The sequence below is a fragment of the Nocardioides marmoriginsengisoli genome (assembly GCF_003725695.1).
Classification (GTDB): domain Bacteria; phylum Actinomycetota; class Actinomycetes; order Propionibacteriales; family Nocardioidaceae; genus Marmoricola; species Marmoricola marmoriginsengisoli.
In genome coordinates, this window is the sequence record NZ_RJSE01000003.1 from 523686 (window position 1) to 536147 (window position 12462).

Genomic DNA, 12462 nt, shown 5'->3' on the forward strand with positions numbered 1-12462 from the left:
CGAGGATGACCGACGTCACCACCCGCCCGGTAGCGACCAAGCCCGCCGGTGTCGCGCAGACGCTCGCGGCCGCACTCCGCCCGGTCGTCGGTGGCGACCTCCCGGTCGAGCTGCACGCCTGGGACGGTTCGGTGGCGGGCACCGGCCCGGTCGTCCGGCTGAACTCCGCGCAGGCGCTCACCCGGCTGCTCTGGGCTCCCGGCGAGCTCGGCGCGGCTCAGGCGTACGTGACCGGTGAGATCGACGTCGACGGCGACCTGGACGCCGCGCTGACCCACGTCCGGGCGGTGATCGGCGAGCGCAGGGTAACGGGGGTCTCCGCGTCGCCGGGCACCGTCTGGCGGGCGGCACGCGCGGCGCTGAAGGTGGGCGCGCTCGGCCGGCGTCCGGCGGCACCCGCGTCGCAGGCGGTGCTCCGCGGCCGGCTGCACAGCAAGGGTCGCGACCGGCAGGCGATCAGCCACCACTACGACTTCTCGAACGACTTCTACGAGGCGATCCTCGACGAGAACATGGCCTACTCCTCGGGCTACTTCGCCTCCCCTGGGACGAGCCTGGAGGACGCCCAGGCGGCCAAGCTCGACCTGGTCTGCCGCAAGGTAGGGCTCGGGCCGGGCACGACGTTCCTCGACGTCGGCTGCGGCTGGGGCTCCCTGTCCCTGTACGCCGCGGAGCACTTCGGTGCCCGGGTCACCGGCATCACCATCGCCGCCGAGCAGAAGAAGTTCATCGACGCCCGGATCGCCGAGCGCGGCCTGGGCGACCTGGTCCGGATCGAGCTCAGCGACTACCGCGACGCGACCGTGCCCGACGGTTCCGCCGGTTTCGACGCGGTCGCGTCGATCGAGATGGGCGAGCACGTCGGCCAGGGCAACTACCCGACGTACGTCGAGGTGCTGCGGCGCTCGGTGCGGCCCGGCGGCCGAGTCCTGGTCCAGGCCATGTCCCGGCCGGGACCGGGCGGCGGCAGGTACCCGGGCGGCGGCCCGTTCATCGAGTCCTTCATCGCGCCCGACATGACGATGCGCCCGGTCGGCGAGACCGTCGCGCTGATCGAGGCCGGCGGGCTGGAGGTCCGCGACGTGCACGCGATGCGCGAGCACTACGTGCACACGGTGGACGCCTGGATCGAGCGGTTCGAGGCGGCGGTGCCGCACCTGCGGACCCTCGTCCCCGAGGAGTACCTCCGGGTCTGGCGGCTGTACCTGGTCGGTGGCGGGATGGCGTTCCGGGACGGCAGGATGGGGGTCGACCAGATCCTCGCGGTGCGTCCCGGCGCCCCGCACGACCTGCCGGCGGTGCGCGACCTTTGAGCGGTGTCGATTTTCACTACAGCTACCCGTTCACGGATTTCCTAGTCGTCTCCGCGGTCTGCTTGGCGGTGGTCGTCGCACTGATGGTCCTGACCGCTGTCCTCACCAGGATCACCGGGCGGGTCTCGGTGGTCGACACCATCTGGGGACTCGGCTTCATCGCGGTCACGGTGACAGCCGTACTTTTCGGCCGGGCACGGCTGCGTGCGAACGAAGGCGAGGGCTGGTTCAGCTACAACCCGCTCGACCACTCCGGCGCTGTGGGCCGCGCACTCCAGCAGAACGACGACCGCGGGATCCTGCTGATCCTGCTGGTGCTGATCTGGGGCGGACGGCTCGCCTGGCACATCGGGAGCCGATCGCACGGCGGCGGCGAGGATCCCCGGTACACCGAGCTGATGGGGAAGGGCTCCGGCGGCCTGATCCGCAAGGTCCTCCTCCCCCAGGGCTTGGCGATCTGGTTCGTCTCGATGCCGATCCAGGTCACCGTGGTCGCCGGACACCACGTCTCCTGGGTCCTCTGGATCGGCGTCGCCCTCTTCGCGGTGGGCCTCGCCTTCGAGACGATCGGCGACGCCCAGCTGGCGTCCTACAAGAAGGACCCGGCGCGCGGACCGGTGATGGACCGCGGGCTCTGGCGCTACACCCGGCACCCGAACTATTTCGGCGACGCCTGCGTCTGGTGGGGCATCTACCTGGTCTGCGCCTCGTCCTGGCCGGGCATCTTCACGATCCTCTCCCCGGTCGCGATGACCTACTTCCTGGTCTTCGCCACCGGCGCCCGCCTGCTGGAACGCACGATGATGCAGCGCTCCGGCTACCCCGAGTACGCCGCCCGCACGAGCATGTTCTTCCCCCTCCCCCCAAGACGTTGAGTAGGCCCGTCTTGCCGGTTGAGTGGGCCCGTTCTGCGGGCCCTCGGCGCATGGGTCGCAAACTCGACCAACCGATCGGGCCCCTTCAACGAAAGATGGGGCCCACTCAACGGAGGGTGGCGGAGATGGTGCCGGAGCCGACGACCCGGCTGCCGTCGTACACCACGCAGGCCTGACCGGGGGCGATCCCCGAGGCCGGGTCGTGCAGGACGACGTCGAACCCGTTGTCCGACGGGCTCACCACGGCGCGGTGCTCCTCGCCATGGGCCCGGAGCTGGACGGTGCACTCCTGGGGCCCTGACGGGGCGGTGCCGCACCAGAGCGGACGGATGCAGGTGAGGCCGGTGACCGCCAGCGCCTCCCGCGGACCGACAGTCACGGTCCCGGAGACCGGCTCGATGTCCAGCACGAACCGCGGCTTGCCGTCGGCCGCCGGGGTGCCGATCCGCAGGCCCTTGCGCTGCCCGATCGTGAACCTCCAGGAGCCCTCGTGCTCGCCGAGGACCTCGCCTGCCTCGTCCACGATCGAGCCGGAGCTGTTCGGGGCCGCGTCACCGAGCTTCTCGCCGAGCCATCCGCCGGTGTCCCCGTCGCTGATGAAGCAGATGTCGTGGCTGTCGGGCTTGTCGGCGACCTGCAGCCCGCGGCGCTCGGCCTCGATCCGGATCTCCGGCTTCGAGGTGTCGCCCAGGGGGAACAACGAGTGCGCGAGCTGGTCCTGGGTCAGCACTCCGAGCACGTACGACTGGTCCTTGCCGGCGTCGACCGCGCGGTGCATCTCGATCAGGCCGTCGGCTCCGGTTCGCAGCTGGGCGTAGTGACCCGTCACGACGGCGTCGTACCCGAGCGCCAGCCCCCGGTCCAGCACCGCGGCGAACTTGATCTTCTCGTTGCAGCGCAGGCACGGGTTCGGCGTCCGGCCGCCGGCGTACTCGGCCAGGAAGTCCTCGACCACGTCCTCGTGGAACCGGTCGGACAGGTCCCAGACGTAGAACGGGATCCCGATCACGTCGGCCGCCCGCCGGGCGTCGTTGGAGTCCTCGATCGTGCAGCAGCCGCGCGCCCCGGTGCGGTAGGACTGCGGGTTGCGCGAGAGCGCCAGGTGGATGCCGGTGACGTCGTGCCCCGCCTCGGCCGCCCGAGCGGCGGCAACCGCGGAATCCACGCCGCCGGACATCGCGGCCAGTACCTTCACGACTTCTCCGCGGATCTCGCCATCTGGCCGGCGGCGCGGGCCCGCTCCACCACCGGGCCGATCGCCTCCAGCAGCGCGTCCACGTCGGCATCGACCGAGGTGTGCCCCAGCGAGAACCGCAACGAGGCCCGGGCCTGCTCGTCGTCGCACCCCATCGCGAGCAGCACGTGCGAGGGCTGCGGGACGCCGGCGTTGCAGGCCGAGCCGGTCGAGCACTCGATGCCGCGGGCGTCGAGCAGCATCAGCAGCGAGTCGCCCTCGCAGCCCGGGAAGGTCAGGTGCGCGTTGCCCGGCAGCCGGTGACCGAGATCGCTCTCCGGGTCCCCGTTGTACGCCGCCGTCGGCACCTGGGCCAGCACGCCCGCCACCAGCCGGTCGCGCAGCGCGGAGAGCCGGGCCGCCAGCTCCGGCTGGTGCTTGGTGGCCAGCTCGCACGCGGCGGCGAACCCCGCGATCGCCGGTGCGTCGATGGTGCCGGAGCGGACGTCGCGCTCCTGGCCGCCGCCGTGCAGCAGCGCGGTCAGCTGGACCTCGCGGCGCACCAGCAGCGCGCCGACGCCGTACGGACCGCCGACCTTGTGCCCGGTCACGGTCATCGCGTCCACGCCCGAGGCGGCGAAGTCGACCGGAACCTGGCCGACGGCCTGGACCGCGTCGGTGTGCACCGGGATGCCGTACCGGTGGGCGAGCTCGACCACCTCGGCGATCGGCTGGATCGTGCCGACCTCGTTGTTGGCCCACATCACCGAGACCAGCGCGACGCTGTCGGGGTCGGCCTCCAGCCGGGCGGCGAACGCCGCCAGGTCGAGCCGCCCGAAGGCGTCGACGTCGATCAGCTCGACCCCCGCGTCCTCCTCCTCGGCCAGCCAGTGCAACGGGTCCAGGACGGCGTGGTGCTCCACCGAGGTGCTCAGGATCCTGGTACGGCGCGGGTCGGCCGAGCGGCGCGACCAGAACAGACCCTTGAGCGCCAGGTTGTCCGACTCGGTCCCCCCGGACGTGAAGACCACTTCGCCGGGACGGCAGCCGAGCGCACGGGCGACCGACTCCCGGGACTCCTCCACGACGCGCCGCGCGGCTCGACCGGATGCGTGCAACGAGTTCGCGTTGCCGACGCTGCCGAGCTGCGCGGTCATCGCCGCGGCGGCAACGGGCTGGATCGGCGTGGTCGCCGCGTGGTCGAGATAAACGGTCATGGCGGTCCAAGCCTACGGCGTGCCCCTACACTCCCAGCATGACCAGGCACTCTCGGCGCTTCCGTCCTGTCCGCACCACCGCCGCGCTCGGACTGGCGCTCGCCGCGGCACTCCTCCTGGGCGGCTGCGGCGGCGACAACGCACCGAGCAACGACAAGGCCTCCTCGGAGAAGCCCTCGACCCCGTCGAGCTCCGCTCCGGCGACCGGTGCCGCCGACGCGGGGAAGCCGAGCAGCGCCGAGTTCCAGGTGATCAAGGTCACCAAGTACGGACTCTCCTTCGAGGTCCCGAAGGGTTGGACCTCGCTCGGCGCGGACGGCGTGCTGACCGCGGACAACCCGACCGTCAAGGAGCTCGCGGAGAAGCTGGGCCGGAGCCCGGCCGACGTCGCCGAGCTGATGTCCTCCAGCATCGAGACGATGTCGATCACGAACGCCCCGCCCACGTCGGGGTTCCGCGAGAACGTGAACTCGACCGGGGTCGCGTTCCCGGACGTGAGCGACGAGCAGATCGCCAGCCAGCTCCGCGCCATCGGCGCCAAGGTCGACTCGGTCGAGCACGTCGACAGCCCGATCGGCGACATCACCCGCGCGTCCTACGCGCTCGCGACCCAGGGCACGACCTTCCGCGGGGTGGCGCTGGGCATCGACACCGGCGACGACTTCGTGACGGTCACCATCTCGTCGTACGACGAGAAGAGTGCCGCGGCCCGCGCCGACCAGGTCCAGAAGTCGCTGAAGAAGCTCAGCTGATGCGCAGCCGCGCCACCAGGGCGCGGTGGTCGGTGCCGTCGACCAGGTAGGTCGACGTGCTGATCGCCGCGTACGGCGCGCTGGTGATCACGTGGTCGATGGTGAGCAGCCCGAGCCCGCGCGGCCAGGTCGGCTGCCAGCCCGCGTTCGAGGTCCGCGCCGCGTCCTGGAACCGGTCACCGAGCAGGTCCCGCATCGGGGCGTGGTCGACGGTGGTGTTGAAGTCGCCGGCGAGGATCACCGGCCCGTCGAGCTCGGGCACCACCTGGTTGAGCACGTCCCAGTCGGCCCGCCAGTCCCCGGGTGCGACCAGCGGCTGCGCACCGTGGACGGCGACCAGCCAGAACGGCGTCGGTGCGGCGACCTTGATCCGGTAGCTGCCGTGGTCCAGCGGGATCCGTGCCGAGTCGCTCAGCGGGAAGGCCGAGAACACCACCGTGCCGGCGGCACCCCGCCCGGCCGCCCCGCCCTCGTGCGGCAGTAGCTCCTGGACGCCGGCGGCGAGCAGCCGGCGCCGCTCCCCCGGGGTGACCTCCTCGAAGACGGCCACCTGGACCCGTTGCCGGCGTACCAGGGCGACCGCGTCCTCGGCGTCACCGGTCCCGAGATGCAGGTTCAGCGTCATCACCACCAGGTCCGGATCGCCGCGCGGGTGCTCGCCCAGGTACGACGGCAGCGTCAGCCCGAGGTGGTAGCCGGTGCCGAACACGGCGAGCACGATCCCGCCGGTGACCCAGCCCCGCAGCGGCGGTGCCGTGGTGCGTCGCAGGTACCCGAGCAGCACCGCGGCCACCGGGTAGCCGACGACGGCGTACGGGACGAACGCGGTCGCCAGCACGAACCAGAACGACTCCGGCTGCAGGATCCGGAGCAGGGTGAAAACGACGGAACCGGCCAAGGCACCGCCCGCGACGAACGCGGCGGCGGCCTTGACCGGCCCGTGCGTGGAACCGTTCAGGCGAGTCAACCCTTGCGAGCGGTGATCTGCTCGGTGGCGGCCGGGAGGACCGAGTGCAGGTCTCCGACGACACCGAAGTCGACCAGCTCGAAGATCGGCGCTTCCTCGTCCTTGTTGATCGCGACGATCGTCTTCGAGGTCTGCATGCCGGCCCGGTGCTGGATGGCACCGGAGATGCCCGCGGCGATGTAGAGCTGCGGCGAGACGGTCTTGCCGGTCTGACCGATCTGGAAGGTGTGCGGCTTCCAGCCGGAGTCGACAGCGGCACGCGAGGCGCCGACGGCCGCGCCGAGCGAGTCGGCGAGGTTGTCGATCGGGTCGAAGTTGCCACCGGTGCCACGACCGCCGGAGACCACGATCGCGGCCTCGGTCAACTCGGGGCGCCCGGAGGACTCACGCGGCTGGGACGCCACGATCTGCGCCTTCTTGGCCGCGTCCGAGATGGTCGCCGCGAAGTTCTCCACGGCGCCGGCGCCGGCGGTCTCCTCGGGGGCGGCCGCGTTCGGCTTGACCGTGATGATCGGGGTGCCCTGGGTGACCTTCGCCTGGACGGTGAAGTTGCCCGCGAACACCGACTGCGTGGTGACCGGACCGGCCTGCACGTCGACGGCGTCGGTGATCAGGCCCGACTCCAGCTTGACGGCCAGACGACCGGCGATCTCCTTGCCCTCGGCGGACGAGGTGATCAGGATCGCGGCCGGGCTGGCGGCAGCGGCGATCTGCTGCAGCACCTCGGCCTTGGGGGCCACCAGGTAGCCCTTGATCTCGGTGTCGTCGACGACGTACACCTTCTCGGCTCCGAACTTCGCCACGGCCTCGGCAGCGCCGGCAGCCTGGGCCGCGCCACCGATGAAGACGGCGGACGGGGTGCCCAGGCGCTTGGCGATCGCGAGCAGCTCGTACGTCGGCTTGCGCACGGCACCGTCGACGTGGTCGACGAGTACTAGAACTTCAGACATGTGTTGTCCCAACCCCTCAGATGAACTTCTTGGACGCGAGGAACTCGGTCAGCGCAGTGGCGCCCGAGCCGTCCTCGTCGGTCACGATGGTGCCGGCCGTGCGCGGCGGGCGGGCCTCGGTGCTCTCGACAGCGGTCCAGGCGGCCGAGAGGCCGACCTGTCCGGCGTCGACGCCGAGGTCGCTCAGCGCGTAGGACTCCAGCGGCTTCTTCTTCGCGGCCATGATCCCCTTGAACGAGGGGTAGCGGGCCTCACCGGTCTGGTCGGTGACCGAGAGCACCAGCGGGGTGACGGCACCGATGATCTCGGTGGCGGTGTCCCCGTCGCGCTTGATCCGGAACTGGTTGTCCTGCGACTCGATGACCGAGGCGAAGGTGACCTGGGGCAGGTCGAGCCGCTCGGCGAGCATCGCCGGAACGACCGACATGCCGCCGTCGGTCGAGGCCATGCCGCAGACGACGACGTCGACGGAGCCGATCTTGTTGATCGCCGCGGCCAGCACCTTCGAGGTGGCCAGCGCGTCCGAACCGGCGACCGCGTCGTCGACGACGTGGGCACCCGCGTCGGCACCCATCTGCAGGGCCTTGCGGATCGCGTCCGCGGCACCCTCGGGGCCGACGCTCAGCGCGGTGACGGTGACCGAGTCGGGGTCGGAGTTCTTCTCCTTCAGCTGCAGCGCCTGCTCGACGGCGTACTCGTCGAGCTCGGAGAGCAGCCCGGGGACGCCAACGCGGTCCACGGTGTTGTCAGCCTCGAAAGCCTGGTCGGCGGTCGAGTCAGGTACGTATTTCACACAGACGACAATGTTCATGCTGGTTAACGGCCCGCGGGGGCCCCTCCTGAATCAGAGTGTTGAGTTCGACTGAGACTACTAGTCGGTACCAGGGGTCTGACACCGCGTCTCAGGTGGAATCGATCACAGCCGGTCGGTCAGCTGGACTTGGGGGCCAGCAGGCGCTGCAGGTAGCGGCCGATCGCCAGGTACACCAGCGCGGCGATGCCCCAGTTGACGACGGCGTCCTTGACGTCGCCGTTGGTGCCGTGGAAGTCGAAGATCCCGTTGTCGCGGCTGAACGGCCCGTCGATGGCGCCGGCCACGTCGAGCACGAACTTCACCAGCTGGTTGTCCTGGCTGACGTTCTCGTGGGCCGCGACCAGGAACGCGCCGAGCGCGAGCACCACGGCGAAGAACAGGAAGACGACGCGCAGGATCTTGGCCATCGTGTCGCGGATCAGGTCCTTCTGGATCCGCCTGGCCTCGGCCCGCTCCGGGAACGGCTCGTCCGACTTCACAACCTTCGCCACTGCGGCTCCTCGTTCCCGGGTCGACTTGCTGGTCAGGGTACCTGCGCGCCGGAGCTCAGCGGCCCTGGAACTGCGCCTTGCCCGGACCGTTCTCGACGAACGAGCCCATTCCGATGGTGCGGTCCTCGGTCGCGAACAGCGCGGCGAACTGCTGCCGCTCGATCTCCAGGCCGGTCTCCAGGTCCACCTCGAGCCCCCGGTCGATGGCGTCCTTGGCGGCCCGTACGGCGTAGGTGGCGGCGTTCGCGAACTGGCTGGCCCAGGCGAGCGCCTCGGTGTAGACGTCGGCGGCGGGGACGAGGCGGTCGACCAGGCCGATCGCCAGCGCCTCCTCGGCCTTCACGAACCGGCCGGTGAAGATGATGTCCTTGGCCCGGCTCGGGCCGACCAGCCGGGAGAGGCGCTGGGTGCCGCCGGCCCCCGGGATGATCCCGAGCAGGATCTCCGGCTGGCCGAGGATCGCGTCGTCGGCGGCGATCCGGATGTCAGCGCAGAGCGCGAGCTCGCAGCCGCCGCCGAGGGCGTAGCCGGTGATCGCCGCGACCACGGGCTTGGGGATCCGGGCCACCGCGGTGAACGCGGTGGTGAGTCCCGAGGAGCGCTTGATCATGTCGGTGTAGGACATGTCGGCCATCTCCTTGACGTCGGCGCCGGCCGCGAACAGCCGCTCGCCGCCGTAGATGACCACGGCCTTCACGTCGTCGCGGGCGGTCGCCTCGCCGGCCACCTCGCGGATCTCCTCCTGGACCTGGGCGTTCAACGCATTCATCTTCGGCCGGTCCAGCCGAATCGTGCCGACTCCGTCAGCAACCTCGAGACGTACGAATTCACCCATGCGATGCACTCCTTGCTCGTCGGCCCGCTCGGAGCGCGAGCCCACCCGTGCAGCACAACCTATGACACCCGGCTGCGATGATCGCCAGGTGGCACTCGACATCTGGCGGTGGACCAGCCCCGATGCGACCGCCCCGGTCTGGCCGGGACGGAGCTGGCCCCTGGGCGCGACCTGGTCCCCCGAGTCGACCAACTTCGCGGTCTCGGCCCCGGCGGCCACCGCGATGTGGGTGTGCCTGTTCGACGAGACGGACGACGGCACGGTCACCGAGACGACGTACCAGCTCACCGAGCACTCGCTGGGGATCTGGCACGGAGCCGTCCCCGGGGTCGCACCCGGGACGCCGTACGGGTTCCGGGCGGCCGGGCCGTGGCAGCCCTCCCAGGGGCTCCGGTTCAACCCGTACAAGCTGCTGCTCGACCCGTACGGCAGGGCCGTCACCGGGACGGTCACGCCCGGGCCGTCGATCTTCGCGCACGACCTGGCGCACCCGGAGAGCCCGAGCGAGCTGGACTCCGCCGCGGCGATGCCGCGCAGCGTGGTGGTGGCTCCGGACTTCGACTGGGGCCCCGACGGCGATCCGCCGCTGCGGCGCCGGTGGCGCGACTCGGTGATCTACGAGCTGCACGTCAAGGGCTTCACGGCCCTGCACGCCGAGATCCCGGAGGAGCTGCGCGGGACCTACGCCGGTCTCGGTAGCCCGGAGGTGATCCGCTACCTGACCGACCTCGGGATCACCGCCGTCGAGCTGCTCCCGATCCACGCCTTCGTCTCCGAGCCGCACCTGGCGGACCTGGGGCTGAGCAACTACTGGGGCTACAACTCGATCGGGTTCTTCGCTCCGCACGGCGCCTATTCGTCCTCGGGCGACCGCGGTCAGCAGGTCACCGAGTTCCAGCAGATGGTGAAGAACTTCCACGCCGCCGGGATCGAGGTGATCCTCGACGTGGTCTACAACCACACCGCGGAGGCCGGTGCCCTCGGGCCGACGTACAGCTTCCGCGGGCTGGACGACCGCGGCACGTACCACCGGGTCGCGCCGGTCGACGACGCGGCGGGGCTCCCGGCGCACGCGCGCTTCGACGACACCTACTGGGACGTCACCGGTTGCGGCAACACCGTCAACGCCCAGAACCCGCAGGCGCTGCGGCTGATCCTGGACTCGCTGCGCTACTGGGTCACCGAGATGCACGTCGACGGCTTCCGCTTCGACCTGCTCTCGGCGCTGACCCGGTCGGGGTACGCGAGCGACATGGCGGTGGACATGCAGAGCAACCTGCTCACCACCATCGGCCAGGACCCGGCGCTGCGGCACGCCAAGCTGATCGCCGAGCCGTGGGACGCCTCCGGGGACGGTTACAAGGTCGGCGAGTACCCGCCGCCGTGGGTGGAGTGGAACGACCAGTTCCGCGACACGATGCGGGACTTCTGGCGCGGCCGCTCCGACGGGGTCCGGACCGTCGCTACCCGGCTGGCCGGGTCCTCGGACCTGTACGCCGACGACGGCCGGTCGCCGTACGCCTCGGTCAACTTCATCACCGCCCACGACGGGTTCACGCTGCGCGACCTGGTCTCCTACGAGTCCAAGCACAACGAGGCCAACGGCGAGGGGAACCGGGACGGGACCGACAACAACCGGTCGTCGAACCACGGGGTCGAGGGCGAGACCGACGACGCCTCGGTGATCGCGCGGCGGCAGCGGGTCGCCGCGAACCTGATGATCACGCTGTGCCTGTCCAACGGGGTGCCGATGATCACTGCCGGCGACGAGCGCGGCCGGACCCAAGGTGGCAACAACAACCCGTACGCGCAGGACAACGCGACCTCCTGGATCGACTGGCGTCCCGACGACGCCTGGCTGGGGATGTGGGACGTGACCCGGACCGCGCTGCGGCTGCGGCGGGAGCACCCCGCCCTCCGGCAACGGCACTGGTTCGAGGGCAGGCCGGCGATCGCCGGCGGCCCGAAGGACCTGGCCTGGATCCATCCGGCCGGCCGGGAGATGACCGGGGACGACTGGCACGACGGCGACCTCCGGGTGATCGGGATGTTCGTCTCCGGGGACCCGCTCCGCTCCCCCGGCCCGCGCGGCGAGCAGCAGCGCGACGCGTCGTTCCTGTTCTGGCTCAACGGGTCGGAGGCGGACTGCGAGGTGGTGCTGCCCGAGAACGCCTGGGTCCAGACCGGGTCGGTGGTGCTGTCGACCGCCCCGGAGGTCGCCACCGGGACCGCCCTGCGCGCCGGGGAGACGTTCACCTTGACGGCGCAGTCCCTGGTGGTGCTGCGGCAGGGGTGACGCCGCGCCCGGGTGGCATCGGTTAGGTTCTCCTGCGTGAGACTCGTCGTTGCGCGCTGCCAGGTCGACTACGCCGGCCGCCTCTCGGCCCACCTGCCGATGGCGACCCGGGTGCTGATGCTCAAATCCGACGGGTCGGTGCTGGTGCACTCCGACGGCGGCTCGTACAAGCCGCTGAACTGGATGAGCCCGCCGTGCACCGTCAAGGAGGGCAAGAACGACGACGGCCAGGTCGAGTGGGTGGTGACCTCGAAGACGGACGACACCCTGCGGATCCTGATCGAGGAGATCCTCCAGGACACCTCCCACGACCTCGGGGTCGACCCCGGCCTGCAGAAGGACGGCGTCGAGAAGCACCTCCAGGAGCTGCTCGCCGACCACCCGGCGACGCTCGCCGAGGGCCTGACCCTGGTACGCCGGGAGTTCCCGACCGCGATCGGCCCCGTCGACCTGATGTGCCGCGACGGCGAAGGTCTGTCGGTGGCCGTGGAGATCAAGCGCCGCGGCGACATCGACGGCGTGGAGCAGCTCACCCGCTACCTGGAGCTGCTCAACCGCGACCCGCTGCTCACGACCAAGGGCGAGGTCCGCGGCATCTTCGCCGCGCAGGAGATCAAGCCCCAGGCGCGGGTGCTCGCGGAGGACCGCGGGATCACCTGCGCACTGGTCGACTACGACGCCCTGCGCGGCCTGGACGACCCGACCGAACGGCTCTTCTAGCGGCGTCTCGCACGCACACCGGACCCCGGGCCAGGAGTTCTCCACAGGCGATCGCCGC

Annotated in this window: 12 protein-coding genes; 5 read left to right on the top strand and 7 right to left on the bottom strand. The window is 70.8% G+C overall.

The window, feature by feature from the left end; genetic code table 11:
- Positions 1-5: 5 nt before the first annotated feature.
- Positions 6-1313 (top strand): SAM-dependent methyltransferase, encoded by a 1308-nt coding sequence (locus EFK50_RS04490; RefSeq protein ID WP_123226330.1) that lies wholly within the window; start codon positions 6-8, stop codon positions 1311-1313.
- Positions 1314-1381: 68 nt separating this feature from the next.
- Complete coding sequence (locus EFK50_RS04495; protein ID WP_246004029.1) at positions 1382-2188, top strand: DUF1295 domain-containing protein; 807 nt, start codon at positions 1382-1384, stop codon at positions 2186-2188.
- 106 nt (positions 2189-2294) lie between these two features.
- Here the strand turns inward: EFK50_RS04495 and mnmA are convergent, their stop codons facing one another.
- A complete protein-coding gene (gene mnmA / locus EFK50_RS04500) occupies positions 2295-3383 on the bottom strand; it encodes a tRNA 2-thiouridine(34) synthase MnmA (protein WP_221177262.1) in 1089 nt (362 codons plus the stop codon).
- Entirely contained in the window at positions 3380-4579 is a 1200-nt protein-coding gene (locus tag EFK50_RS04505; RefSeq protein ID WP_123226331.1) for a cysteine desulfurase family protein, read from the bottom strand. Before EFK50_RS04505 ends, mnmA begins: the two co-directional genes overlap by 4 nt.
- A 38-nt stretch (positions 4580-4617) precedes the next feature.
- On the opposite strand from EFK50_RS04505, the gene EFK50_RS04510 reads away from it, so the two are divergent.
- Positions 4618-5331 carry a hypothetical protein gene (locus EFK50_RS04510; protein WP_123226332.1) on the top strand — a complete coding sequence of 238 codons (714 nt, stop codon included), beginning with the start codon at positions 4618-4620 and terminating at the stop codon, positions 5329-5331.
- On the opposite strand, the gene EFK50_RS04515 is transcribed toward EFK50_RS04510, so the two are convergent.
- The 5 genes from EFK50_RS04515 to EFK50_RS04535 form a co-directional block, all read right to left on the bottom strand.
- Positions 5324-6298 carry an endonuclease/exonuclease/phosphatase family protein gene (locus EFK50_RS04515; protein ID WP_123226333.1) on the bottom strand — a complete coding sequence of 325 codons (975 nt, stop codon included), beginning with the start codon at positions 6296-6298 and terminating at the stop codon, positions 5324-5326. The genes EFK50_RS04510 and EFK50_RS04515 overlap by 8 nt on opposite strands.
- Positions 6295-7248: an electron transfer flavoprotein subunit alpha/FixB family protein gene (locus EFK50_RS04520; RefSeq protein ID WP_123226334.1), complete on the bottom strand. Its 954-nt coding sequence runs from the start codon at positions 7246-7248 to the stop codon at positions 6295-6297. The genes EFK50_RS04515 and EFK50_RS04520 overlap by 4 nt, the downstream gene beginning before the upstream one ends.
- Positions 7249-7264: 16 nt before the next feature.
- Positions 7265-8041 carry an electron transfer flavoprotein subunit beta/FixA family protein gene (locus tag EFK50_RS04525; RefSeq protein WP_246004030.1) on the bottom strand — a complete coding sequence of 259 codons (777 nt, stop codon included), beginning with the start codon at positions 8039-8041 and terminating at the stop codon, positions 7265-7267.
- Positions 8042-8178: 137 nt separating this feature from the next.
- Positions 8179-8553: a hypothetical protein gene (locus tag EFK50_RS04530; RefSeq protein WP_123226336.1), complete on the bottom strand. Its 375-nt coding sequence runs from the start codon at positions 8551-8553 to the stop codon at positions 8179-8181.
- A gap of 55 nt (positions 8554-8608) precedes the next feature.
- Positions 8609-9388, bottom strand: a complete 780-nt coding sequence (locus tag EFK50_RS04535; protein ID WP_123226337.1) for an enoyl-CoA hydratase/isomerase family protein — start codon at positions 9386-9388, stop codon at positions 8609-8611.
- 88 nt (positions 9389-9476) lie between these two features.
- Here EFK50_RS04535 and glgX point away from each other — a divergent pair, with 88 nt between their 5' ends.
- Both glgX and nucS read left to right on the top strand, forming a co-directional pair.
- The gene (gene glgX, locus EFK50_RS04540) at positions 9477-11684 is read left to right on the top strand and encodes a glycogen debranching protein GlgX (protein WP_246004031.1); all 2208 of its coding nucleotides are present in this window, start codon (positions 9477-9479) and stop codon (positions 11682-11684) included.
- Positions 11685-11720: 36 nt separating this feature from the next.
- Positions 11721-12404, top strand: a complete 684-nt coding sequence (nucS, locus tag EFK50_RS04545) for an endonuclease NucS (RefSeq protein ID WP_123226339.1) — start codon at positions 11721-11723, stop codon at positions 12402-12404.
- Positions 12405-12462 lie beyond the last annotated feature (58 nt).

Bases quoted from the DNA above. Each gene is read 5' to 3' on its own strand.
- EFK50_RS04490 (WP_123226330.1), top strand. From the start codon at position 6: ATGACCGACGTCACCACCCGCCCGGTAGCGACCAAGCCCGCCGGTGTC.
- EFK50_RS04535 (WP_123226337.1), bottom strand. From the start codon at position 9,388: ATGGGTGAATTCGTACGTCTCGAGGTTGCTGACGGAGTCGGCACGATT.
- EFK50_RS04520 (WP_123226334.1), bottom strand. From the start codon at position 7,248: ATGTCTGAAGTTCTAGTACTCGTCGACCACGTCGACGGTGCCGTGCGC.
- EFK50_RS04505 (WP_123226331.1), bottom strand. From the start codon at position 4,579: ATGACCGTTTATCTCGACCACGCGGCGACCACGCCGATCCAGCCCGTT.
- EFK50_RS04510 (WP_123226332.1), top strand. From the start codon at position 4,618: ATGACCAGGCACTCTCGGCGCTTCCGTCCTGTCCGCACCACCGCCGCG.